The 24,116-nt window shown below is 70.6% G+C and carries 22 protein-coding genes; 10 read left to right on the top strand and 12 right to left on the bottom strand.

Annotation, left to right across the window (positions count from 1 at the left end):
* From AB0H43_RS37195 to AB0H43_RS37175, 5 genes are read right to left on the bottom strand one after another with little or no spacing between them, the layout of a single operon-like run.
* On the bottom strand, window positions 1-1,233 hold the full coding sequence (locus AB0H43_RS37195) for an acyl-CoA reductase (protein ID WP_360007853.1): 1,233 nt from the start codon (window positions 1,231-1,233) through the stop codon (window positions 1-3).
* Window positions 1,230-2,282 carry an acyl-protein synthetase gene (locus AB0H43_RS37190; protein WP_360007850.1) on the bottom strand — a complete coding sequence of 351 codons (1,053 nt, stop codon included), beginning with the start codon at window positions 2,280-2,282 and terminating at the stop codon, window positions 1,230-1,232. Before AB0H43_RS37190 ends, AB0H43_RS37195 begins: the two co-directional genes overlap by 4 nt.
* Window positions 2,279-3,664: an AMP-binding protein gene (locus AB0H43_RS37185; RefSeq protein ID WP_360007847.1), complete on the bottom strand. Its 1,386-nt coding sequence runs from the start codon at window positions 3,662-3,664 to the stop codon at window positions 2,279-2,281. Before AB0H43_RS37185 ends, AB0H43_RS37190 begins: the two co-directional genes overlap by 4 nt.
* Window positions 3,661-4,431: an SDR family NAD(P)-dependent oxidoreductase gene (locus AB0H43_RS37180; protein ID WP_360007844.1), complete on the bottom strand. Its 771-nt coding sequence runs from the start codon at window positions 4,429-4,431 to the stop codon at window positions 3,661-3,663. The genes AB0H43_RS37185 and AB0H43_RS37180 overlap by 4 nt, the downstream gene beginning before the upstream one ends.
* Window positions 4,415-4,654: an acyl carrier protein gene (locus tag AB0H43_RS37175; protein WP_253763631.1), complete on the bottom strand. Its 240-nt coding sequence runs from the start codon at window positions 4,652-4,654 to the stop codon at window positions 4,415-4,417. Before AB0H43_RS37175 ends, AB0H43_RS37180 begins: the two co-directional genes overlap by 17 nt.
* Window positions 4,655-4,914: 260 nt before the next feature.
* Between AB0H43_RS37175 and pseB the strand changes: the two genes are divergently transcribed.
* The 4 genes from pseB (at window position 4,915) to AB0H43_RS37155 (ending at window position 8,915) form a co-directional block, all read left to right on the top strand.
* Entirely contained in the window at window positions 4,915-5,892 is a 978-nt protein-coding gene (gene pseB / locus AB0H43_RS37170; RefSeq protein ID WP_360007919.1) for a UDP-N-acetylglucosamine 4,6-dehydratase (inverting), read from the top strand.
* A 55-nt stretch (window positions 5,893-5,947) separates the two neighbouring features.
* The gene (locus AB0H43_RS37165; protein ID WP_360007842.1) at window positions 5,948-7,072 is read left to right on the top strand and encodes an aminotransferase class I/II-fold pyridoxal phosphate-dependent enzyme; all 1,125 of its coding nucleotides are present in this window, start codon (window positions 5,948-5,950) and stop codon (window positions 7,070-7,072) included.
* Between the two features lie 71 nt (window positions 7,073-7,143).
* Window positions 7,144-7,887 carry a glycosyltransferase family protein gene (locus AB0H43_RS37160; RefSeq protein ID WP_360007839.1) on the top strand — a complete coding sequence of 248 codons (744 nt, stop codon included), beginning with the start codon at window positions 7,144-7,146 and terminating at the stop codon, window positions 7,885-7,887.
* Window positions 7,884-8,915, top strand: a complete 1,032-nt coding sequence (locus tag AB0H43_RS37155; RefSeq protein WP_360007836.1) for a spore coat protein — start codon at window positions 7,884-7,886, stop codon at window positions 8,913-8,915. The genes AB0H43_RS37160 and AB0H43_RS37155 overlap by 4 nt, the downstream gene beginning before the upstream one ends.
* A 154-nt stretch (window positions 8,916-9,069) precedes the next feature.
* On the opposite strand, the gene AB0H43_RS37150 is transcribed toward AB0H43_RS37155, so the two are convergent.
* Window positions 9,070-9,645, bottom strand: coding sequence for a TetR/AcrR family transcriptional regulator (locus tag AB0H43_RS37150; protein WP_360007834.1), 576 nt, complete (start codon window positions 9,643-9,645; stop codon window positions 9,070-9,072).
* Between the two features lie 98 nt (window positions 9,646-9,743).
* Here AB0H43_RS37150 and AB0H43_RS37145 point away from each other — a divergent pair, with 98 nt between their 5' ends.
* From AB0H43_RS37145 to AB0H43_RS37135, 3 genes are all read left to right on the top strand, one after another.
* Window positions 9,744-12,164 (top strand): glycoside hydrolase family 3 C-terminal domain-containing protein, encoded by a 2,421-nt coding sequence (locus tag AB0H43_RS37145; protein ID WP_360007831.1) that lies wholly within the window; start codon window positions 9,744-9,746, stop codon window positions 12,162-12,164.
* Between the two features lie 106 nt (window positions 12,165-12,270).
* Entirely contained in the window at window positions 12,271-12,444 is a 174-nt protein-coding gene (locus tag AB0H43_RS37140; protein WP_360007829.1) for a hypothetical protein, read from the top strand.
* A 95-nt stretch (window positions 12,445-12,539) separates the two neighbouring features.
* A complete protein-coding gene (locus AB0H43_RS37135; protein WP_360007826.1) occupies window positions 12,540-15,293 on the top strand; it encodes an AAA family ATPase in 2,754 nt (917 codons plus the stop codon).
* Between the two features lie 81 nt (window positions 15,294-15,374).
* On the opposite strand, the gene AB0H43_RS37130 is transcribed toward AB0H43_RS37135, so the two are convergent.
* Together AB0H43_RS37130 and AB0H43_RS37125 are read right to left on the bottom strand one after the other, a co-directional pair.
* Entirely contained in the window at window positions 15,375-16,112 is a 738-nt protein-coding gene (locus AB0H43_RS37130) for a PIG-L deacetylase family protein (RefSeq protein WP_360007823.1), read from the bottom strand.
* A gap of 23 nt (window positions 16,113-16,135) precedes the next feature.
* A complete protein-coding gene (locus AB0H43_RS37125; RefSeq protein ID WP_360007820.1) occupies window positions 16,136-17,521 on the bottom strand; it encodes an MFS transporter in 1,386 nt (461 codons plus the stop codon).
* Window positions 17,522-17,598: 77 nt separating this feature from the next.
* On the opposite strand from AB0H43_RS37125, the gene AB0H43_RS37120 reads away from it, so the two are divergent.
* Both AB0H43_RS37120 and AB0H43_RS37115 read left to right on the top strand, forming a co-directional pair.
* Window positions 17,599-18,480, top strand: coding sequence for a helix-turn-helix transcriptional regulator (locus tag AB0H43_RS37120; protein WP_360007817.1), 882 nt, complete (start codon window positions 17,599-17,601; stop codon window positions 18,478-18,480).
* A 62-nt stretch (window positions 18,481-18,542) separates the two neighbouring features.
* Window positions 18,543-18,698 carry a hypothetical protein gene (locus tag AB0H43_RS37115; protein ID WP_360007814.1) on the top strand — a complete coding sequence of 52 codons (156 nt, stop codon included), beginning with the start codon at window positions 18,543-18,545 and terminating at the stop codon, window positions 18,696-18,698.
* A gap of 57 nt (window positions 18,699-18,755) precedes the next feature.
* On the opposite strand, the gene AB0H43_RS37110 is transcribed toward AB0H43_RS37115, so the two are convergent.
* Genes AB0H43_RS37110 through AB0H43_RS37095 form a run of 4 tightly spaced genes read right to left on the bottom strand, consistent with a single transcriptional unit; the run spans window position 18,756 to window position 22,712 of the window.
* Window positions 18,756-19,772 (bottom strand): ABC transporter ATP-binding protein, encoded by a 1,017-nt coding sequence (locus AB0H43_RS37110; RefSeq protein ID WP_360007811.1) that lies wholly within the window; start codon window positions 19,770-19,772, stop codon window positions 18,756-18,758.
* A complete protein-coding gene (locus AB0H43_RS37105; protein ID WP_360007809.1) occupies window positions 19,769-20,569 on the bottom strand; it encodes a carbohydrate ABC transporter permease in 801 nt (266 codons plus the stop codon). The genes AB0H43_RS37110 and AB0H43_RS37105 overlap by 4 nt, the downstream gene beginning before the upstream one ends.
* A complete protein-coding gene (locus tag AB0H43_RS37100; RefSeq protein ID WP_360007807.1) occupies window positions 20,566-21,411 on the bottom strand; it encodes a sugar ABC transporter permease in 846 nt (281 codons plus the stop codon). Before AB0H43_RS37100 ends, AB0H43_RS37105 begins: the two co-directional genes overlap by 4 nt.
* Window positions 21,396-22,712, bottom strand: coding sequence for an extracellular solute-binding protein (locus AB0H43_RS37095; RefSeq protein ID WP_360007804.1), 1,317 nt, complete (start codon window positions 22,710-22,712; stop codon window positions 21,396-21,398). The genes AB0H43_RS37100 and AB0H43_RS37095 overlap by 16 nt, the downstream gene beginning before the upstream one ends.
* A gap of 108 nt (window positions 22,713-22,820) precedes the next feature.
* Here AB0H43_RS37095 and AB0H43_RS37090 point away from each other — a divergent pair, with 108 nt between their 5' ends.
* The gene (locus AB0H43_RS37090) at window positions 22,821-23,993 is read left to right on the top strand and encodes an ROK family protein (RefSeq protein WP_360007803.1); all 1,173 of its coding nucleotides are present in this window, start codon (window positions 22,821-22,823) and stop codon (window positions 23,991-23,993) included.
* Window positions 23,994-24,116: the final 123 nt, after the last annotated feature.

Below are 24,116 nucleotides of genomic sequence, written 5' to 3'. Positions count from 1 at the left end.
TCAGGCGGCGACGGTGACGAGGCGGCTGAACTCGCGGATGAGGTCATAGCCGTCCCACACCCCGGCGAAGTTCAGCGCCTGCCCGAACGGCACGATCCGGTCCACGCCGCGCCCGCCGAGCAGATGCGCGAAGTCCAGCAGCTCTTCGCGGGTGAAGCCGAAGTGGCTGAAGGTCTGGTCCTTCCGGGTGATCAGCGGCGCGATCTCGGCGAGCGAGCCGACCGTGGTGAACGGGAAGACGCCCGCGCCCAGCCAGTCGTGCGGCACGGCGTCCGGGCCGGTGAGCGTGACCCCGGTGACGGTGTTGTCGGCCAGGTCCAACGCGGTGGCTTTGCCGAGAGCGGCGAGGCCGTACGTCGAGACGCGCTTCTCCACCGCCATCGCGGCGTCGACGGCGAATCCCTGCGCCCGGGCGCCGGCCGCGACGAGCGAGAGCAGCTCGGCCTTGACCGCCGGGGCAAGCGAGGGGTCGCCCACGAGGTAGATCGCCATCGGGGAGGAGCACGCCGCCTGGTCGAACCAGTAGACGTCGTTGACGAGTCCCTCGGCGGCCCGCTTGCGGCCCGCGGCGTCGGTGGCCTGCCAGCCCGCGAGGGAGATCGCGGCGTACGAGGAACGGTCGGGGAACGTGACGTCCCGGGCGTGCGGCGCGAGCGGGTGCCGCCGGATGTCGCGGACGGTACGGTCGCCGCCCCAGATGACGCGCAGATCGCAGGCGGCGCTGAGCGCCGCGGTGACCTCGTCCTGGTGACCGTAGGTGATCATGCGCTGGGTCTGGCCGATCGCCGGATGCGCCTCGGCGAGGCACTCGTTCAGCGTCTCCAGGATGGTCAGCGCCGCACCGGCGGCCCGCGACGAGATCCGGATGATGTTGGGGTTGCCGGCGAGCGCCGACAGCGCCCAGGAGTAGACGAAAATCGTGTCCACATTGGCCGGTGGGACGTGGAAGACCAGACCGCGCGGGAAGACCAGCGCGTCGTCGCCCTCGCGACGCAGATGCTCCAGCGTCTTGCGGATCTCGGTCTTGCGCAGGAAGAAGCCGAGCGAGCCGAGCTCGGGGTGGCGCCGGGCGATCGACGGAGCCAGCAGCCGCCGGGCCAGCGCGGTGAGGAAGTCGACGACCCGGGGATCGCCGGGAACCAGCCGGCCGCCCTCGGGTTCGGCGGTCACCCCCGCGATGACGTCGTCGATCTCGGCCTGCGGACCGGCCGGGAAGCGTACCTCGATCTTCATCGGTCGCCTCCAGTGAAGGTGTCGCTGCAGCCACGTGCCTCGGCGCGAGGGAGCCGGCCCAGGACGCTGAACCGCTTGCCTGGCCAGGCACCGTCGTCCACGCCGTGCACCACACCGAGATCCTCGGTCAGCAGGACGTGTCCCGGATACGAGGTGGGCAGCGTACTGGTGACCTCGATGAGGCCGGGCGTGCCGACCGGGGCGACCTCCCAGGTCTCCGGGTCGCGGATGATGACGTCGGCGAAGTCGGGGCAGTAGAGCCCGCCGCCGTCCGGCCCCTCCAGGTAGACGGTGCCGATCTGCTCGACCATGCCGTAGAAGTTGTGCACCTTGGTGAGGCCGACGTCCTCGGCGAGGCGGCGGCGGAACTCCGTGTTGTCCACGGCCCGGTCGATCAGCTTCTTCCAGCCGCCGGAGTGGATCAGGATGCCGTTGGACAGGTCCAGCCCGGCGTCGCGGGCGGCCTCGTAGAGGTAGAGCCACACCATGAAGGTGAAGCCGAAGATCAGGAACGGCTGGTCGCCGTGCTTGGCGAGGAACTGCTTGAGCACCTCGACGTCGGGCTCGCCCTTCTCGTCGAGCACCCACACGTGCTCGCGGCCGAAGTTCATCAGGCCGAGCATGCCCGCGCCGCGGGCGCTGAAGCTGCGCCGGTCGGCGACCACACCGCGGCTGTCGACGATGAGCATGGGCAGCCGCTTCGGGCCGAGCACGGTCTGCAGCGTCCGGGAGAGCATCCGGGTCTGCGCGGCGGCGGCGTCACGGTCGAGGTAGATCCGGCTCACGTCGCCGGTCGTGCCGCTGGAGGTGAGGACCTTGACGACCTGGTCCTCCGGGATGCTCTTCAAGTGGTGGTTCTTGAACATCCGCACCGGCAGCCACGGCAGGTCGTAGACGCTGGCGTAAGAGTCGTGCGCCTGGCCGCTGGCCCGCAGGATCCGGTCGTACTCAGGGCTGTTCTCGCGGTGGTGCCGGGTCAGCGCGCTCAGCTGCTCCAGCAGCCGCTCGTCCTTCTCCGGCTGCTTCAGCGTGAAGACTTCCTCGCTCACGCGCCCTCCTCCGCCAGCTTCCGATAATCGACCTTACCGTTGGCCAGGAGCGGCAGAGCGGTGATGCTGCGCACGTCGAAGCCGCTGGAGTGGATGCCCAGCGCCTCGGCGAGCCGAGCCTTGATCTTGGCCGGCCACTGCTCCTCATCGGACTCGACGAAGACCGTCAGCCGGTCGTCGCCGGGGATGGCCGCCACCGGCGGGCTGTCGACGAGCAGCCGCTCCACATCGTCGAGGTTGACCCGGATGCCGAAGATCTTGCCCATCCGCTTCAGCCGCCCGGTGATCCACAAATGGCCGTCGGCGTCGAGCTTTCCCAGGTCCTCGGTCGACAACCGGCCGCCGAGCTCGTCGCCGCCCGCGAAGTCGGCGGCGGTGGTGGCGTACCCCATCATGACGTTGGGGCCGCGGAAGATGACCTCGCCCTCGACGTCGGGCTCGGCGGTCTCGGCTCCGTCGTCGGTCCGGATGAGCACTTCGGTGCCGGGCAGGGCCGGGCCCACCGAGCCGACCTTGGCCGGCAGGTACGCCGAAGGCAGCGTCGTCATCCGGGGACCGGCCTCGGTCTGCCCGTACATGACGAACATCCGGCCGCCGACGGCCGACATGCGGCCGTGGAAGTCGACGATCAGCTCGGCCTTCAGCCGCCCGCCCGCCTGCGTCAGCGTACGCAGCGACGGGTACTTGGCCGGGTCGAAGCGCAGCCGCTTGAGCATCTCGTACTGGTACGGGACGGCGGCGAGACCGGTGACGCCATAGGTGTTCACGTCGTTCCAGAACTCGCGTTCCAGGAACGTCCGCGGTGACACCACCACCGTCGCGCCGCTGATCAGGTGCGAGTTCAGCACCGACATCCCGTACGAGTAGAACAGCGGCAGGCTGGTGATCGCGACCTCGCCGCCGTCGATGCCGAGCGCCGCGGCGATCGCGCGGGCGTTGGACTCCACCGCGGTCGGGGTCAGCCGGACGAGCTTGGGGTCACCGGTCGAGCCGGAGGTGGTGAGCAGCAGCGCCAGGTCGGCGTGCGGGGTGACCGCCGACGGCTCGTCCCGGAGCCAGACGTCACCCTCGGCGTGGTAGCCGGGCGGCAGGTCGCCCTTGCCGTTCGTGATCGCGCCGGGCTCGAACCGGGCCACGAGGCGGTCCCGCAGATCGGCGTGCAGGTCGGGGTCGAGCAGACAGATCGGCCGGCCGGCCTGGAGCGCGCCCAGGTAGCCGACGACGGCGTCGATCGTGGCCGGGAAGTGTGCGAACAGCACCCCGGGCCAGGTCGCCGCCTGCTCGGCCGCCGCCGCGACCCGGTCCGCCAGTTCCTCGCCGGCCAGGACGTCGCCGGTGGCGGCGTCGACCAGCCGGGCGCCCGGCCCGACCAAGCTGATCATCGAAGTACGCCTCCGTCGACGCCGAGGACTTGTCCGGTGACGAACGAGGCCTGCGGGGAGAGCAGGAACGCGACCGCGTCGGCCACGTCCTGTGGGCGGCCCAGCCGGTTCAGCGGGGTGGCCGCGACGACCTCGGCCCGGCCCGCCTCGTCGAGGGTGCTGAGCATGTCGGTCTCGATGAAGCCCGGCGCGACCGCGTTGACCCGGATGCCGGCCGGCCCGAGTTCCTTGGCCGCGGCCAGGGTCAGCCCGATCACGGCCGCCTTGGTCGCGGAGTAGATCGCCTGACCCGCCCCGCCGACCCGGCCCATGACCGAGGCGATCAGGACGACGGCGGGGGAGTGGCCGCGGCGCAGCAGCCGGGTCGCGTGCTGCAGCGTATGCGCGGCGCCGACCGCGTTGACGTCGAAGAGACGCTGCGTACTGGCGTCGGACTGCATGCCGAGCAGGCCCGCCTCGTGCGTACCGGCCCCGACGACCAGCGCGTCCAGCCGCCGGAACTGCTCGAACACCGACCGCACGGCGGCCTTCACGGCGGCCGGGTCACTCACGTCCGCCCCGACGGCCAGCGTCGGCACGGCGTACCGGCCGGCCAGCTCGTCCGCGACGCCCTGGGCGTTCGCGACCGTGCTCGCGTGGACGGCGACGGCGTACCCGTCCGCGGCCAGCCGCTCGGCGACCGCTCGGCCGATGCCGCGCGACCCGCCGGTGACGAGCGCCACACGGGCGCCGGAGTCCGGCGAGTGAACTTCAGGCGAACTCGACACCGTGCTTGCCCAGGATCTCGCGGGCCTTGCCGAAGGAGCTCATGTCGATCACGTCATCGGTGTCGATCATGACGTCGAACTCGTCCTCGATCGCGGCGACCAGGGACATGTGGGCCAGCGAGTCCCACTTCTCGATCCCGCGGTACTCCAGGCCGTCGACGTCGTAGTCCTCGGGCAACTCGAGCGAGGAGCGGAAGACCTTGCGCAGCCGGTCGATCTCGATCACTTACGTCCCTCCAGGAAGCCACAGCGGTGCCCGCGAGAAGCGCGGACGGCGCTCGGCGAGTTTAGCCCAGACCGGCGGCCGCCCCGCCCGGACGGTGTTTCCCCCACCAGGGGGTACGCCGTGTATGTTGGCACGGGCCGCAGCGGGGTAGAAGGTGCCGCGCGCGAGCCACGCGGCCGCCTTCGGTGGACCGATCCGGGTTGACCTCGGATAATGCGGCTTGGGTTAATGAAGACGGCAAGGAGCGTATTGTGAGCGTGCTGCGGGGTTCGTCCATCCTCATCACCGGTGGGACGGGTTCATTCGGCAAGGCATTCCTGCGCTACGCGCTGGACAACCTCGACCCGGCTCGCCTGGTGATCCTGTCCCGGGACGAGCTGAAGCAGTACGAGGTTCGCCAGATGTTCGGCAACGACGAGCGGCTGCGCTGGTTCATCGGCGACGTTCGCGACCGCGAGCGGCTGACCCGGGCGATGCACAAGGTTGACTATGTCGTGCACGCCGCCGCGCTGAAGCAGGTCGACACGGCGGAGTACAACCCGTTCGAGTTCGTCCGCACCAACGTCGCCGGCTCGCAGAACGTCATCGAGGCCGCGATCGACAACGGGGTGAAGAAGGTCGTCGCGCTCTCGACCGACAAGGCCTCCAGCCCGATCAACCTCTACGGCGCGACCAAGCTCGTCGCCGACAAGCTCTTCGTCTCGGCCAACCACTACGCGGCCGCCTACCCGACCCGGTTCTCCGTGGTCCGCTACGGCAACGTGATGGGCAGCCGGGGCTCGGTCGTCCCGCTGTTCCGCAAGCTCGCCGCCGAGGGCGAGAGCCTGCCGATCACCGACAAGCGGATGACCCGGTTCTGGATCACTCTGGAGCAGGCCGTCCAGTTCGTCGTCGACTCGTTCGACCTGATGAACGGCGGCGAACTCTACGTGCCGCGGATCCCCTCGATGCGGATCGGCGACCTCGTCGAGGCCGTCGCTCCCGGCAGCGCGACGCACGAGATCGGCATCCGCCCCGGCGAGAAGCTGCACGAGGAGATGATCGCGATCGACGACGCGCACCGCACGGTACGCCTCACCGACCGCTATGTCGTGCAGCCCACGATCGCCGAGTGGGGCTACATCCCGCCGGTCGACGCCGAGCCGGTCGCCGAGGACTTCAACTACCGGTCGGACAACAACGACATGTGGCTGTCGGTCGAGCAGCTGCGCGAGATCCTCGGGATCCAGGCCTGACCTGCCGTCCCGCAGCTCGAAGCCAGCTGACGCAGCTCTAGGCCCAGGAGGCGCGATGATCCCGTACGGTAGGCAGACCATCGAGGACGCCGACATCGCGGCCGTCACCGAGGCGCTGCGTAGTGACTGGCTCACGACCGGGCCTCAGGTCGACGCCTTCGAGCGGGATCTCGCCGAGTGGACCGGCGGCGTACCGGTCACCGTGGTCAGCAACGGCACCGCCGCGCTGCACGTGGCGTACGCCGCGGCCGGGATCCGGCCCGGCGACGAGGTGGTCACCACGCCGATGACGTTCGTCGCGACCGCCTCGTGCGCGACGATCCTCGGGGCCAAGGTCCTCTTCGCCGACGTCGAGGAGGACACGGCCAACCTCGACCCGGCCGCCGCCGCCGCGATGACGACCGAGCGGACGAAGGTGATCGCGGCCGTCGACTACGCCGGTCACCCGGCCGAGTACGACGAGCTGCGCAAGGTCGCCGACGAGGTGGGGGCCCTGGTGCTGGCCGACGCCGCCCACGCGATCGGCGGCACCTACAAGGGCCGGTTCGTCGGTTCGCTGGCCGACCTGACGACCTTCTCCTTCTTCCCGACCAAGAACCTCACCACCGCCGAGGGCGGCGGGGTCGCGGCGGCCGATCCGGAGCTGATGAAGCGGGCGCGCCGGTTCAAGGGCATCGGCATGATTCGCGAGGAGGAGGACTTCGCGAATCCGACCGACGGCGGCTGGTACTACGAGGTCCAGGAGTTCGGCGTCAACTACCGGCTGCCCGACGTGCTCTGCGCGCTCGGCCGAGCCCAGCTGACCCGGCTCGGCGCCTTCAAGGCTCGCCGGACGGCATTGCGCGCCCGCTACAACGAGCTGCTCGCCGACGTGCCGGGCCTGAGGCTGCCGGTCGAACGCGACTGGGTCGACCCGGCGTACCACCTGTATCCGGTGCGCGTGCTCGACGGCCGCCGCCGGGAGGTCTACGACAAGCTGCGGGCGGCCGGGATCTTGGTGCAGGTCAACTACATCCCGGTCTACTGGCACCCCGCGTACGCGGAACTGGGCTACCGGCGGGGGATGTGCCCGAACGCGGAGAAGTTCTACGCCGAGGAGCTGTCGTTGCCGCTCTTCCCGGCGCTGACCGAAGACGATCAGGATAGGGTCGTGGAAGCTCTGCGTACGATCCTCGGCTGACCCCCGTGCGAGCGTGACTACCGGAAAGACAGGCGGGTAACCCGTCGGAACGGCGAGGAGCAGGAGGAAGGGTGAGCGCAGGTCGCGTCGGCGTCGTCGGCATCATCCAGGCGCGGATGGGTTCCACCCGGCTGCCCAGCAAGGTCCTCAAGACGCTGGCCGGGCGCACGGTGCTCGGCCGGGTCGTGCGGGCCGCCCATGAGAGCGGCGCGCTGGACAAGGTGGTCGTCGCGACGACCGTCGAGGACATCGACGATGAGATCGTCGCCGAGTGCGAGCGGCTGGGCGTAGCGGCGTACCGGGGTCCGGTCGACGACGTGCTAACGCGGTTCATCGGCGCGCTCGACGAGCACCCGGCGGACGCCGTCATGCGGTTCTCCGCCGACAATCCGCTGATCGACCCCGAGATCGTCGCGCTGGCCTGCCGGGTGTTCCGCAGCGTGCCGGGGCTCGACTACCTCAGCACCTCGATCAAGCGGATGCTGCCGCTCGGGATGGACGTCGAGATCATCGACGCCGCTACGCTGCGGCGCATCGGGCAGATCGCCGAGGGCTTCCACCGCATCCACGTCACGTCGTACGCGTACTCGAACCCGGACCAGTTCCGCGTGATGGGCCTGACCCTGCCGCCGGACCGATCGTCGCTGCGGCTGACCGTCGACACCGAGGACGACTGGCGGCTCGTCGAGGAGGCGGTGGCGCACTTCGGCGACACCAGCGTCTCGCTGCAGAAGATGGTGGAGTGGCTCGCCGCCAACCCGGAGGTCGCCCAGATCAACGCCCACGTCGAGCAGAAGGCTCTGAATCAGGGGTGAGCGACATCCGGATCGGGATCCGGTGCGACGCCGGCCCCACGACGGGCGTCGGGCACCTGGTCCGGGGTATCGCGCTGGCCGAGGAGCTCACCTCGCGCGGCGTACGCGTCGTGTTCCTCGGTGACGTCGGCGGCGTGGGCTGGGCCGAACGGGAGCTGCGCGAACGCGACCTGCCGTTGCTGCCCGGCCCGGAGACGCCGGCCGATCTGGTGGCGGCCGTACGGGACCTCCAGTTGAGCGGGCTCGTCGTGGACTCGTACACTCTCGACCCGAAGTGTGCGGGCGCGGTCCGGGCTTCCGGCGTACCAGTCCTGGCGATTGTGGACGGTGAGACCCGCGGTCAGGAACCGGACCTGTTCCTGGACCAGAACCTGGACGCGGAGCTGGCCGAGGTGCCGACCAGCGTGCCGCGCCTCGCGGGCCTGAACTACGTGCTCCTGCGCGACTCGGTGCGGCGCCTGCGGCCCGAGCGGCCCAAGTCCGCCCAAGAGGGCCGGCCGAAGCTGCTGGCCTTCTTCGGCGGCACCGACGCGTTCGGGGCCGCGCCGGTCGTCGTCCGGCTGGTGCTCGCGACCGGGGTCCCCGTCGACGCCACCGTGGTCGCGGGCTCCGAGCAGCTTCGCAAGGAGCTGGCGCAGCTGACCCCGGGGCCGGGCCAGGAGCTGCGGATCATCGACCCGACCGACCGGCTGCCCGAGCACATCGCCGCCGCCGACGTCGTGGTCAGCGCCTCCGGCACCTCCACCTGGGAGCTGCTGTGCCTGGGTGCGGCGGCCGCGATGGTCTGGGTCGTCGACAACCAGTGGCTGGGCTACGAGCGGGTCATGGCCCGTGGGCTCACCGCCGGCATCGGCCTGCTCAGCGACCTCGCCGATCCCGCGTCGCCCGCCGCCGAGTCCGCGGTGGTCGTGCTCCGCGAGCTTCTGACCACCCCGCTTGTACGCACGGAGCTGTCCACGCGGGCGATGGCCGTCGTCGACGGGCGGGGCCGGGAGCGCGTCGCCGACGCCTTCCTCGCGCTGCTCTGACGCGCTACCCCCTGCCGCGCTACCCCCTGCCGCGCTGCCCTCTGCCGCGCTGCCGTCTTTGGGCGCTGGATCAGGGATCCCGGTCGAATCTTGGAGCGTGATTCGACCGGGATCCCTGATCCACCTCGGGCGGCGGAACGATTGGAGCGGAGCGTCAGGGGGCGGAGCGCAGGAGGCCGGCGAAGGCGTGGAAGACGGCGGCCATGTCGACCTCGTCGGGGTCGAGCAGCCACTGGAGTTGCAGCCCGTCCATGACTGCGACGAGCAGGGCGGCCGCCTGCTCGGGGGTGAGCCCGCCGGGCAGGTCGTCGCCGAACTCCCGGCGGATCGACTCGGCGAGCGTCTCCCGCGTACGCCGATAACGCTCGGTGAAGAACTCCTTGGCCGGGTGGTTGTCGGTGACGCTGTCGGCGGAGAGCACGGTGAACGACTGCACCAGCCCCGGGAGCGTCGCGTTGTGGGCGACCAGTTTCTCCATCATCTCCAGGCCGTTGCCGGACGGCGTGTACGCGCCGGAGTCGATCTCGTCGCGCCGCCGCAACACCTCGATCAGCAGCGCGTCCTTGCTGGGGAAGTAGTGGAGCAGGCCCTGCTGGGTCAGGCCGACCTTGTCGGCGACCGCGGCCAGGGTGGCGCCGCGGTAGCCGCGTTCGGCGAAGACCTCCAGGGCGGCGTCCAGGATCTCGCTTCGCCGTTGTTCGGGTCTCAGCCTGCGCCGAGGGTGTGTCATGGAGGCAGGATAGCCGCCGCAAAGATCTCGAAACAATAACGTTGCCTACCGATCACTCGGTAGTTAGTGCACGATGGCTCCAACCCGAGGGAGGCCGTATGTCAGCGCTGCGTACCGATCGTGAGGCCGCCGTCGAGGAGGCACTCAGCCGCCTCGACCTGGAGACCAAAGTCAAGATCCTGTCCGGGCAGGACAGCTGGACCGTGCCCGGCGTCCCCGAGATCGGGCTCGCCTCGCTGGTGGTCAGCGACGGGCCGATCGGCGTACGCGGAACGCGGTGGACGGCGGAGGATCCGTCGATCGCCCTGCCGAGCCCGACGGCGCTGGCCGCCACCTGGGACACCGAGCTGGCCCGCCGCGCCGGGCAGCTGCTCGGTCAGGAAGCCCGCCGCAAGGGGGTGCACGTCCTGCTCGCCCCGACCGTGAACCTCCACCGGAGCCCGCTCGGCGGCCGGCACTTCGAGGCGTACTCGGAGGATCCGCTGCTCACCGGCGCCATCGGGGCGGCGTACGTGCAGGGGGTGCAGGCGCACAGCGTCGGCACCACGGTCAAGCACTTCGTCGCCAACGACGCCGAGACCGATCGGTTCACGGTGGACAACAAGGTCTCCGACCGGGCGCTGCGCGAGCTGTACCTCGCCCCGTTCGAGACCATCGTCGACGCGGGCGCGTGGGGCGTCATGGCGGCGTACAACCAGGTCAACGGCGTGACCATGACCGAGCACGACGAGTTGCAGAACGGCGTGCTGAAGGGGGAGTGGGGGTTCGACGGCTTCATCGTCTCCGACTGGTACGCCGCCCGGGACACCGAGGCGACCGTGCGGGGCGGCCTGGACCTGGCGATGCCCGGTGCGGGCAGCCCGTGGGGCGCCCGCCTGGTGGACGCGGTGCGGTCGGGCGCGGTCGCCGAGGAGCTGATCGACGACCACGTACGCCGCGTCCTGCGCCTGGCCGCCCGAGTCGGCGCGCTCGACGGTGTGGCCCCGGCGGTGGCCGTCGCGGATCGGCCCGCCCCGATCGACGGGGAGGCGCTCGCCCGGGAGATCGCGGGCCGGTCCTTCGTGCTGGCCTCGAACGACGGCATCCTGCCGCTGCCGTCCGTGGGCCGCGTGGCGTTGCTCGGCGTCCTGGCGAAGGACGCGCGCATCCTCGGCGGCGGCAGCGCCCAGGTCTTCCCGGCGCACGTCGTCTCCCCGCTGGACGGGCTGACCGCCGCCCTGCCGGAGACCACCAAGCTCACGTACGCCATCGGCGCGGACCCGCGCGAGAAGATCCCGGCGGCGACGGGTCCGCAGTGGGCGGACCTGACGGCGACGTTCCGGGACGCCGACGGCCGGACGCTGCATGTCGAGACGCTGCCGGCGGCAATCGGGGTGTGGATGGAGATGCCGGCGGCCGTCGACCCGGCGAAGCTGGCCACGGTGGACCTCACCGGCCGATTGACCCCCGAAGCCACCGGTACGCACCACCTCGCGATCCGGGGTGTCGGGCAGTTCACCTTGGCGGTGGCGGACAAACCCCTCTTCGACGATGCGATCGTGCCCGAGAACATGGACCTGGCGGCGCTCTTCCTCGCCCCGCCGGAGCGGCGCTTCCCGATCGAGCTGGCGGCGGGCGAGACCGTCGAGGTCAGCCTCCGCCACCAGGTGGCCATGGCGGAGGAGTTTCCCGTGGTCGCCCTGCTCCTCGGCCACGCCGACCCGATCGCGACCGCCGATGAACTGCTCGCCGAGGCCGAGCGGGTCGCCGCCGAGTCCGACGTCGCGATCGTCGTCGTGGGCACCACCGAGGAGGTCGAGTCGGAAGGCTTCGACCGCACGAGCCTCGCCCTGCCCGGTCGCCAGGACGAACTGGTCCGCCGCGTCGTGGCGGCGAATCCGCGTACCGTCGTCGTGGTCAACGCGGGATCGCCGGTCGAGCTGCCCTGGGCGGACGAGGTGGCGGCCGTGCTGCTCACCTGGTTCCCCGGCCAGGAAGCCGGCCACGCCCTCGCCGACGTGCTGTTCGGCCGGGCCGAACCGGGTGGCCGGCTGCCCACCACCTGGCCGGTCGTCGCGGCGGACTGCCCGGTCCTGTCGACGACGCCGGACAACGGGGTCCTCGACTACGCGGAAGACGTCTACATCGGATACCGCGCCTGGGACCGGTCGGGGGTCGCCCCGCGCTACCCGTTCGGCCACGGCTCCGGGTACACGACGTGGGCGTACGAGTCGCTGTCCATCGAGGACGGGACGGTGAAGGTCACCGTACGCAACACCGGCTCCCGGGCTGGGCGCGAGGTGGTCCAGGTCTATGTCGGTCCGTCCGAGCCCGACCCGGATCGGCCCGTACGCCGGCTGGCCGGCTTCGCGTCGGTCGCCGCCGAGCCCGGCCAGACCGTCACGGTCGCCGTCGACCTGCCCGAGCGGGCGTTCCAGAGCTGGGACGGCGGCTGGCGTACGCCGCCCGGCGACTATCGGGTGGAGGCCGGGCCGAGCAGCGCCGTCCGCCCCTTGGTCGCCGAGGTCCGCCGATCCTGAGCCTAGGTATACCTAGGCGGGCTCCGGGAGGGGTAGGTAGGCCGGTCCGGGCAAGATACGTCATCGCTCCTGATGGCTTTGACTCCTTACCAGCGGAACATAGGTGGTGACGAAAGAACAAGACATCACCAAGGAGCCGAAGATGTTCACCTCGCCCGACACCCTGTTCGACATGGCCAAGCTCCACCAGCAGGAGCTGATCGCGGAGGCCGACCGCACCCGCGTCCTCGCCCGGGCTCGCAGGAGCCGGAGCAAGCGCGCGGAGCGATCTCACAAGTGATCGCGCCGGAGACCGTCTGCTGTGAGCCGCTCCTCCACCGAGGGGCGGCTCACAACGGTCTAGGGCCTGTCCCACGTCGCCGGTATCTTGGTGGCGTGCGTTTCCTGCGCGACGGCGCGAGCCAGAGCATGATCGGCCGAGACCACGAGCTGCGTCAATTGACGCGTCTCGTCGCGTCCGGCCGTCCGCAGGTCGCGATCGTCGGTGGTGAGCCCGGCATCGGCAAGACCCGGCTGATCCAGGAGTTCCTGCCGACGCTGCCGGAGGGCACCGTCGTGCTGGTCGGCCACGCCGAGCCGGGTTCCCTCGCCCGGCCCTATGAGCTGCTGCTCGACGCGATCGACGGGGCGGGGTGGCTGGCCTCCCGGGGCGTGCTCGGGGTGGACGCGGAGGTCGCCGCGTTGGTCGACCCCGGCCGCAGCCCGGTCGAGCGGCTGCACGCGGGGTTGGACATCGTCTCCCGGCTGGTCGGCGACGCCCCGTCGGTCCTCGTCTTCGAGGACCTCCACTGGGCCGATTCCGAGAGCGCCGCTCTGTTCGAGCGCCTCGCCGACCGGCCCGGCGCCCATGTGCTCATCGGGACCTATCGTCCGGGCGAGGTCACCAGCCGTCATCCCGTGTCAGCGCTGCTGGAGCGGATGGAACGCCGGCATGCCGTGACGCACCTGCGACTGGAGCGGCTGACCACCGCGGAGACCGCGGCCATGCTGGCCATCGCGGGCGGGCGGCCCGTGTCCTATCGAACCGCCGTCACCTTGCACAACCGCACCGGCGGCAATCCCTTCTTCCTGGAGGAGTTGCTGCGGGCATACGCGGGGCAGGATCTCGAAGCGGTCAGCGAGCAGCCCCTGCCGTGGAGCCTCGCCGAGGTGCTCCGTCGTCAGGCGACCGGGCTCGACCCGGCGGGGCAGCGCATCCTCGAGGCGGCCGCCCTGCTCGGTCACCGCATCCCGTTCGACCTGCTCGCGGCGGTCACCAAAGCCGGTGAGGACGACCTCATCGACGTCCTACGGGAACTCGTCCAGCGCGGCGTGCTGGTGGAGTCGGGCGAGGACGAGTTCACCTTCCGGCACGCGTTGCTGCGCGAGGCGATCACCGGTCAGATGCTCGGCCGCCAACGCCGCCGCCTCCATGAGGCCGCCCTGGAGGCGTTGCTCTCGGCGGACGAGGTCGACCCGGCGCTGGTGGCGCACCACGCCGCAGCCGCGGGACGCTACGACGACATGGTCGCCGCCGCCCGGCGGGGAGCCGCTCTCTACCTGTCCATCGGATCGGCGTACCAGGCGTTGCAGCTGGCCGAGATGGGCCTGGAGGAGGAGGGCGACGACCTCGAACTGCTCAGCGCGGCCGCCCGGGCCGCCTGGCTGGCCGGGCTGCTCGACGACGCCGCGGAGTACGCGCGGAAGTGGCGCGATCTGGCCACCACCTCGACCGATCGCGCCGACGCGCTCTACCTGCTGATCCGGCTGGCCTGGGAGTCCGACGACACCGCCGGCATGGAGTCGTGGACGACGGAGATCCAGGAACTCCTCGCGACCCTGCCGCCGGGAGCCGACCAGGCGCGGGCGATGACCGCCGTCGCCCAGTCGGCGATGCTGCGCGACCGGGTCGAGGAGGCGCTGCTTTGGTCCGACCGGGCGCTCGCCCTGGCGGCCGAGTTCGACCTGCCCGCCGTACGCCTGGCCGCCCTGGTCGAGAAGGGTTCGACGCTCGCCGAGCAGCCCGCGACGGCCGAAGAGGGGCGCGCCATCCTGGCCGGGCTGATCGACGAGGCGGAGAAGCTGGGGGAGTGGGTGCTGTCCGCCCGCGCCCTCTACAACCTTGTGCAGATGCCGCCTTCGGAGTCCCTCGCCGACCAGGCCGAAGTGCTCGAACGCATGCGCGTCGACGCCGAGCGGGCCGGGTTCGAGTCGCTCGCCGTGGCGGCGTACTTCCAGGGGCGGGCGCGCATCGCGATGCGGGAGGGCGACCTCGCCGCCGGGATCGCCGCCCTCGACGAGGGACGTACGCGGGACCGGGGCTACGCGCTGCGGGGCCGGCGTGCCGACTACCACTCCGTCTTCCTCGCCGGGCTCAGCCTCGAAGCCGGTGAACTCCGCCGGGTCACGGCGATCCTGGCCGAGCTGCGCTCCCAGCCCGGGTTGTCGCCGCTGGTCCTGCCCGGGCTGGAGTTCCACCTCGCCTGCCGCTCCGGTGACGACCGGGCGATCGACCTGCTCGACGTCGTCCTGGCGGCGTTGGCACAGCAGCCCTGGCGTAGCGGCGAACAAGCGCACGATCTGATCACCGCCGCCCTGTACGCAGGGCTGCCCCGCGATCGCGTACGCCACCTCGGCGACGTGATGCTCGACGGGCAACTCTGGGACGACTGGCGAGAACTCGTGACGGCGCAACTGGCCGAACTCGCCGGCGACGACGACCGCGCGTTGCGCGGCTACCGGGCGGTGTTCGACTCGGCGATCCTGCCGCCGAGCGTACGCGGAACGGCGCACACGCTCGCCGCCCGCCGGCTGCTCGCCGCCGGGCAGACCGCCGCCGCGACGAAACTCGCCGACAAGGCGGCCGACCTGCTGAGTCGCTGGGGTGGCTGGCGCGTCGCCCAGCTCGACCAGGTCCGGGCGCAGCTCGGCCTGGCCCCGGCGCAGAGCCGAGCGGCCGCCAACGGCGTGGTGCCGCTGACGCCCCGCGAAAGGGAAGTGGCCCTCCTCGTCGCCGAAGGGCTGACCAACGCCGAGCTGGCCCGGCGGCTCTACATCTCGCCGAAGACCGCGGCTGTGCACGTTTCGAGCATCCTGCACAAGCTCGGCGTCGCCTCGCGGACCGAGGTCGCGGGCGCGCTCACCCGCTGACGCGCGTGATCATTGCGCCAGCCATGCTGCTTCCGGCGGCGAAATGCCCGAGTAACCAGCATGGCTGACGCGATGATCACGCTATTCGGTGCGGATGATGGTGTAGGCCTCCGCCAGCCGCCCCTCCGCCAGCCCGGCGGCCTCCGCCGTCGTCCCCATCCAGCCGCGCAGCATGCCTTCGAGGTCTTCCATGTGCCGGGTCTGCGAGGCGTGTGCGTGGAGGGCGGCGAGTTTGCGGTCGAAGTAGTCGGTGGCGTCGATGGCGTGGTCAGGGTTGGGGCCGCCCGAGTACCACACCTCCCGGACGGTCCACGGTTCCAGCCCGGCCGCCATCAGTTCGGGCAGCGCGAACTCGTTGCGGGCGTCCGGGTAGACCGCACAGGTCGTGGCCTCGCCCACGGCCAGGTGGTCCGGGTGACTCGGGCCCGAGATCCGCTCCCACCGGCGCAGCGGCGAGCTGGTGAGGATGCGGTCCGGGCGGTGGCGGCGGATGGCCGCGACGAGGTCGCGCCGCAGCTCCAGGGACGGCGTGAGCCTGCCGTCGAAGTAGCCTTCCAGGAACTCGACCTGGGTGACGCCGATCGCCGCGGCCGCGGCCCGCTGCTCGGCCTCGCGGAGGCCGGGCATCTCACCGCGGGGCGTGTCGTCGAAGCCGCCGGCGTCACCCCGGGTCACCAGCACGTACGCGACCTCGAGGCCCTCGTCGACCCAGCGTGCCACGGTGGCGGCGCTGCCGAAGTCGACGTCGTCGGGGTGGGCGAACACGCAGAGGACCTTTTTGACGTCCTCGATCGGCGGTGCGGACGGTGGAAAGCTCATGCCTGCCAGCATATTCCGCGCGATCATGAGCGCAGGCGGCTGTACGCGATCGCGGTCGACACCGCCAGGATCAGACAGCAGCCCAGGGCCACCAGCTGACTCGTGGCGAACAGGAGCGAGCCGAGAAGCGAGGCGCCGAGCGCCAGGCCCAGTTGCATCGCCGTCGACAGCACGCCCCCGGCCAGCCCCGCGCGATCTGCGGGCAGCCCCGACAGCACGAAGCCGATCGCCGGCGACAGCACCATCGCCCAGCCGACTCCGACGACCACCAGCGGCACCGCCGCCTCGATGACGGTCAGGTGGTCGGTGTACTTGATCACGGCGGCGAACGCCACGATCCCGAGGCCGAAGATCAGCGCACCGCCGATCAGGACCCGGACGCCGTACCGGCTGACCCAGCGGCCGACGCGCAGCGAGACGTAGAGGAACGTGATCGCGCACGGCCCCATCGCCAGCCCGGCGGCCATCGGCCCGAATCCGTGGCCCATCTGCAGGGTCACGGCGACGGTGAACAGGAAGCCGCCGATGAGCGTGGCGAACAGCAGGATCGCGAGCAGCGCGCGCCGGGCCAGGCGCAGGCTCAGCAGGCTCGGCGGCAACAGCGGGTTGCCGCCGCGCCGTTCCTGCCGGGCCTGGGTCCAGAAGAACGCCACCGCGGCCGGCACGACCGCGGCCAGGCTCAGCCACGTCCACAATGGCCATCCCTCGGTACGCCCAAGGGTGACCGGGAGTAGGAGAAGTGCGATGGTGGCGGCCAGCAGAAGCGCGCCCCACACGTCGATGCCGGTCGCGCGGGGAGCCCGGGACTCGGGGACGAACCGCCGGCCGAGCACGACGGCGGCGATGCCGACGGGCACGTTGATCAGGAAGAGCGGCCGCCAGCCGAGTCCGGCGACGTCCCAGGCGAGCAGCGCGCCGCCGAGGATCTGGCCGACCGCGCCGGCCAGCCCGGCCATCGACCCGAACAGGCCGAGCGCCTTCTGCCGGTCGGCGCCCTCGAAACCGGCCTGGATCGAGGCCAGTACCTGCGGGAAGAGCAGAGCGGCGCCCAGTCCTTGGAGAATTCGGAAGGCGATCAGCGCACCGGCGGTCGGGGCCAGCCCGCAGGCGGCCGAGGCAATGGTGAACGCGCTCATGCCGATGAGCAGCATCCGCTTGCGGCCGAAGCGGTCGCCGAGGCGACCCCCGGCCACCAGCGTGCAGGCGTACGCGACGCCGTAGCCGGACACGGTCAGCTCCAGTGCTGCCGGACCGGCGTTGAGCGTACGCCCGATGGTCGGGAGGGCGACGTTGACGATGAAGGCGTCGAGGATGGGCAGGAACGCGCCGAGCAACAAGATCGGCAGTGCCCGCCACGGCGCCGTCGGCCGGGTGACGGCGGTGGCGGCGGGAAGCGTCGCAGTGGTCATACGATCACCCTGGTACGCGCTCAAGCCTGGTACCTAGAGCCCGGTGATACTGGTACCGCGGCTGCTAGGCTATCCGGGTGAACCAGGGTCGGGAAGAGCAGCGCAGACAAGCCCTAGGTGAGTTCATTCGATCCCGTCGAGAGCGCACCACCCCGGAAATGGTGGGGCTTCCTGACGGCCTGCGGCGGCGTACGCCCGGCCTGCGCCGGGAGGAGGTCGCGATGCTCTCGGGCATCGGTGTGACCTGGTACACCTGGCTGGAGCAGGGCCGGCCGATCAACGTGTCGACGCAGGTGCTCGGCGCGGTGGCCCGGGTGCTGCGGATGGACGACGCCGAGCGCCAGCACCTGTTCACCCTGGCCGAGCTGAACGAGCCGCACCCCGCCACGCGGGAGCCGAAGGTCGGCCGGGCCGTGGAGCTGATGCTGAGCCAGGTCGATCCCTATCCGGCGGTCGTCGTCGGGCCGCGCTGGGAGATTCTGGCCTCGAACCATTCCTACATGGCGATGTTCGGTGACTACCGGAGCCTGCCCGACGAGTACCAGAACTCTCTGCTGCTCTTCTTCGCCAACCCGCGTATGCGCACGATCATCGGCGGCTGGGCGGAGACCGCGCCGCGGCTGGTCGCGAAGATGCGCGTGGCGATGGCGGCCGACGTCGCCGACCCGGGCTGGCAGCGGCTCGTGAAACTGGTCGAGGCGCATTCGCCGGAGTTCGCCGAGATCTGGCGGCGGCAGGAGGTCGCCAGCCTCGACGGCGTCCTCAAAACTCTGCGCCACGACGAGGCGGGCACCATCCGCGCCGAAGTCGTCCACTCCTACCTAGGCGACCAGCGAAAGGTGCGGTTCAGCGTCTACACGCCGATGGACGACGACGCTCAACGGGCGATGGAGAAACTGGCGTCGGTGACGCCGGAGGAGATCGTGCTGCCGAAGTTCCAGGAACTCGCCCTGGTCTAGCCGCGCCGTGTAGAAATCTCGCGTTCCGGGTACTCCATCGTCGACATCGAAGGAGGAACCCGATGCTTATCGCTGGTGTGGTGTTGCTTCTCCTGGGGTGGCTGCTGCACGTCGGCATCCTGCAGACGCTCGGCATCATCCTGCTGGTGGTCGGAGCTGTCCTCTACCTGCTCGGTGCGGTCGGCCGCCCCGTGGCCGGCCGCCGGCACTACTGGTAGTGCGGCCCGTCTCCCTGTGAGCGGGCGGCGTTCCCTCGCGGGACGCCGCCCGCTTTTTCAGCGTGTCAGCAAGGCGAGGCCGGTCTCGGGGTCGTAGAAGCGCAACGACGCGGGGTCGAAACGCAGCCAGATCTGCTGCTCCGGCGACGTCTGGAAGGTGGGCGGCGCGGACACCTTGAGGCGGTGCCCGTCGAGCAGCACGGTGAGCAGCATCGAAGCCCCGGTCGGTTCGACGACCTCGACCGTCGCCGGCACCGTGTCGTCGGCGCGCTCGGCGTCGACGGCGACCTTCTCCGCGCGTACGCCGATCAGGACGTCGGGGGCGTGGCCGAGGGCGGGGCCGGGGAGGAAGTTCATCGGCGGTGAGCCGAGGAATCCGCCGACGAATTGGTCGGCGGGCGCGTCGTAGACCTCCAGCGGTGGGCCCAGCTGGGCGATCCGGCCGTCGCGCATCACTGCCACCCGGTCGCCGAGCGACATCGCCTCCGCCTGGTCGTGCGTGACGTAAAGCGTGGTGGTGCCGATCTCGCGGACGATCTTCTTGAGTTCGGCTCGGAACTGGAGGCGCAACAACGCGTCCAAGTTGGACAGAGGTTCGTCCATCAGCAGGACGCCCGAGTCGACCACGACCGCGCGGGCCACCGCCACCCGCTGCCGCTGCCCGCCGGACAGCTGAGCCGGGAACCGGTCGAGCACCTCGGTCAGCTGCAGCAACTCGGCCGCCTGGTCGACCCGGCGACGGATCTCGGCCGGGTCCACCTTGCGCATGGCCAGCCCGAAGCCGATGTTGTCGCGTACCTTCAAGTGCGGGAAGATCGCGTACGACTGGAAGACCATGGATATTCCCCGGTGGCGGGCGGCCACTCCGGTGACATCCCGATCTCCGATGTGGATGGTGCCCGCGTCGGGTGTCTCCAGTCCGGCGACCATCCGCAGCAGAGTGGTCTTCCCGCACCCGCTCGGCCCGACGAGCACCAGGAACTCGCCGTCGGCGACCTCTAGGGAGACGTCGTCGGTGGCCCGTCGGGCCTGGCCCGGATAGGTCTTCACGAGATCGCTGATCGTGATCTTCATCGCAGCGTGGTCCCCCACATGTTGAGCAGGTAGCGGCGCATCACGGCGACGAAGAGGATCGCCGGCAGGACGAGGGCCAGGCCACCGGCGAAGCGGTACGCCAGCGGCGAGTCCGACAGCGTGGTCAGCACGTGCGCGGGCAGCGTCCGTTGGTTGAGCGTCAGGATCGTCGCGCCCAGGACCTCGTTCCAGGACAGGACGAAGGTGAACATGGCGACCGCCGCGATGCCGGGCAGCGCCTGCGGCAGCACCACCCGGGCGAAGGCCCGCAGCGGTGACGCCCCGAAGACCTGGGCCGCCTCCTCGTGCTCCCGGGGCACCCCGACGAAGACGGCCGACGTGATGAGCACCGTCGTGGGCAGGGCGAGGGCCGTGTGCAGCAGGGTCACGGCGTACGTCGTGTCGTAGAGGCCGGTCTGGAGGAAGATCCGGGCCAGGGGCACCGACAGGACGACGATCGGCAGCGCCCGGGTCAGCAGCAGGAACAGCTGATAGGGGTCACGTCCCCGGAAGGCGTAGCGGGCCAGGGCGTACCCGGCGGGGACGCCGATCAGCAGCGCGAGCACGACCGTGCTCAGCCCGACCATGAGGGAGTTGAGGTAGCCGCCGACGACGCCGGTCGAGCCGAGGAACGTCGTGATGGTCTCGGCCGACACCTCGGTCGGCAGCAGTGGCAGCGGGAACCGGTCGAGCGACTCGCGGCTGGCGAAGGCGGCCAGTGCGATCAGATACAGCGGGATGCCGAAGAACGCGGTGACCGCGAGACAAGCGAGCTGAACTCCCCACGTACGCTTCACGGCTGCCCACCCGGCTCTCGGAGCGCCCGCAGATAGCCGAACGCCGCCAGCATCGACAGCGCGAGGATGACGAGCGCGATCGCGGTCGCCACGTTCGGATTCTGGAGCACGCTGTACCACTGATACGTCTCGCCCACGAGCAGCGGCAGGTTGCGCCCGGTCAGCGCCTGCGCTACGGCGAAGGTCTCCAGCGCCAGGATCGTCCGCAGGATCAACGCCACCTGGAGACTCGGCCGCAACTGGGGCAGGATCACCTTGCGCAGCCGCTGCCAATAGCTCGCCCCGAAGACCGCCGCCGCCTCGTCGTAGTCCCGCGGAATCCCCTGCATCCCGGCCACCACGATGACGAAGACGAGTGAGGTCGACCGCCACAGCTCGGCCACCACCACCGCCAGGAACATCGTGACCGGATGCTGGTAACTGAGCCAGGCGTACCCCTCGATCTGAAGATGGGCCAGCGCGGAGTTGAGGTAGCCCCGATCTGTGAACACCGCGAGCCAGACGAGGCCCGCGGCCAGATCGCTGATCGCGAGCGGGATGACCCAGATGTAGAAGTAGACGCCCGCGAACCGCGGGCGGGCGCGGAGCAGCAGCGCCATCCCGATCGCGAGCGCGAACTGCAGCGGGATGAGCACCACGATGAGCAGCGCCGTGTTGCGTGCGGCGGGCCAGAAGTACGCGTCGTCCAGCATGCGGCGCACATTGGCCAGCGTGAAGCCGTCCGGGCCGGTCAGCGCCTGGCCGATGCCCGCGACCAGCGGCCAGGCGAACAGCGCCGTGAGGAAGATCAGCGAGGGCGCGATGAGCAGGAGCGGCCCACGCGGCCTTACGCCGCCCGGCACGGCGACCCGGTGGGATCCGGCTTCCAGCAGTTCACCTTCAGCTCGTCGAGGATCCCGTTGAGTTTGGTCGCCTGCGCGTCCAGGGTCGCCTTCACCGGCTTGCCGTCGAGGCAGATCGCCTTGAACGTGTCCTTGAAAATCTGACTGACCTCGCCGTCCTTGGCGCCGAGCCCGACCGGCGGCAGCGACACGATCGCACCCGTGGCGGACTGCTGCGCGGCGACCGCCTTGGCCTCCAGCCCGATCGCGGCCGGCAGGTCACCCGGCAGATCGGCCTTCACCACGGGGAAGAACGCGTTCTGCCGCAACACCTCGGTCTGGACCGGCGGCGTGGTCAGCGTGCGGATGACCTCTTTGGCCTTGTCGGCGTCGGGCGCACCCTTCGGGATGCCCAACCCGGCGATGACCAGCATGTAGCCCAGCCCCTTCGGGCCGCTCGGCGCGGGCACCATGAGCCACTCGTCCGGCTTGTCCTTCGGCGCGCTGGCGAGCCGGGCGACGTGGTCGAAGCCGACGAGCACCTCGCCGCGCTGCAACGGTTCCTGGACGAAGTCGTAGTTGGTCGACGCGGGCGCGGTCTGCCCCCAGAGCTCCTTCATGTACTCCCACGCCGTCACCGCCTCGGGGCTGCGGAACGTGGTGATCTGCCCACCGGTGAAGCTCGGCAGCAGGAAGCCCTGGAAGAACCGGTGGTAAAGCCCCTTCGGCCCGGCGCCCAGGCCGAACACCGGCTTGCCGCCGTTACCGGCCTTCGCCGCCGTCATCCAGCTCAGGAACTGGTCGTAGGTCAGCTTCTGCACGTCCGCCCCGGCGGGCAGCCACTGCAAGGCCTTCTTGTTCACGGCGAGCATGTACGTGGCCTGCATCCAGGGGATGTATTTCGCGGTGGTCCCGCCGAGCTTGCCCAGCTCGATCAGGTCCGCGGCGAACCCCCGGTCCGCGAGGGAACCGGCCAGATCGTCCAGGTCCATCAGCTTGTCGCCGAGCGGCGCCAGGTCACCGTGCAGCCCGCCGACCAGGTTCACCTGCACCTTTCCGGCTTCCACCTGGGTACGCAGAGTGGTGGCGAAGGTGGAGTTGTCGACGGGGTTGTAGCCCACCTTGGCGCTGGTCACCTTGTCGGCGAGGATCTTCTCGAACCGCTGGCGCTCCTCGACCGGGGTGAACTGGGTCGAGAGGAAGTTCACCGAACCCGCGCCGCCGGCGCCGCTTGTGGACACTCCTCCGCACGCCGCCAGCACTGGTGCGGCCAACGCGGCTTGGAGCAGCGTACGGCGGGTGGCTCTGGCCTCGTTGCTCATGGCACTCCCTAGGTCGTCCCGGCGGTCGCCGGTACCCTCATGGGGGTTTTGTCAAACGGGCTGACGCAAGTGTCCAAATCGTTCACATAGCTGTCAAGAGGTGAACACATGTCGGTGGGCGGACCCGGTCACCTCCTCGCCCTGATCCGTACGCGTCCACACTGGACGAGGCGAGAACTGCTCGACGCCACCGGGATGTCGCGGCCGACACTGCTGGAGCGGCTGGCTCCCCTCTTCGCGGCCGGGCTCGTCCACGAAGCCGGGCCGACCCGGTCCGAAGGCGGCCGCCCGGCCCAACTCATCCGGTTCGACGACCGGTCGATGGTCGTGCTGACCTTCGACGTCGGGCATACCCGGGCTCGGGTCTGCTACAGCGGCGTACACGGGCGGCCGTTGCGGTCCGCCTCGCTCGCGCTGGACCTCGCCGCGCGCTCGCCTGCTTCAGCGGTGTCAGTACTGACGAAGACGGCCGCCGACCTCGGCCTCAGGAAAGGGGAGCGGCTGATCGGAGTCGGGGTCGGGCTGCCCGCGCCGATCTCGCCCCTGACCGGACTGCCGTCGCCGTCGACGGTGCTGCCCTCGTTTCCCGCTGCGCGGATGCGAGGGCTCTGGGATGTCCCCGTCGTGTTCGAGAACGACGCGCGGGCCTTCGCGCTCGGCTCGGCGCTCTCTCTCGCGTCTGGGTCGGAGGTCTCCCTCGCGTCTGGGTCGGAGGTCTCCCTCGCGTCTGGGTCGGAGGTCTCCCTCGCCTCCAGGTCGGAGCTCTCCCTCGCCTCCGGGTCCGGGGGCGTGGCGCTGGGCTCCGAGGGCGTGGTGCTCGGCGTGAAGTGGTCCAGCGGGATCGGTGCGGGCGTCGTCGTCGACGGCCGATGCCTCACCGGCGCCGACGGGGCGGCCGGGGACATCGGGCACATCCGGGTCGACCCGTCCGGTCCGCTGTGCCGCTGCGGGCGGCGCGGCTGCCTCGCCGCCTTCGCCGCCGGGTACGCCCTCCAAGGCGCCTCGCCCGTCGTCGCCGCGCGCCGGGTCGGTGAAGTGCTCGCTTCGCTGATCGCTCTGGTGAACCCGCGTACGCTCGTGCTGGGCGGCTCGATCGGCGCGCAGCCCGCCGTTGTGTCGACAGTGGATGAAGTCGTCCGGGCGGTGGCGATGCCGCACAGCGTAGGGGAGCTACGGGTAGTGGCTTCGCCGCCGGAGACGGAAGCAGGGACGGCCGGACTCGTCGAACTGGTCGTACGCCGGGTGCTGTCACCGGACGCCGTCGACGCCCTCGCCTTATGATCGCGGGCTTGCGGGGTCGCTCGGTCGCTCGGTCGCGCGGTCGCGGGGTCGCTCGGTCGCGGGGTCGTCGCATGATCATGGTCAATTCCACGTCGCTATAGCGACATGAAAGTTCCCCTGATC

Source organism: Hamadaea sp. NPDC050747, assembly GCF_040654195.1.
Taxonomy (GTDB): Bacteria; Actinomycetota; Actinomycetes; order Mycobacteriales; family Micromonosporaceae; genus Hamadaea.
This window is presented reverse-complemented; position numbering and strand designations above follow the sequence as displayed.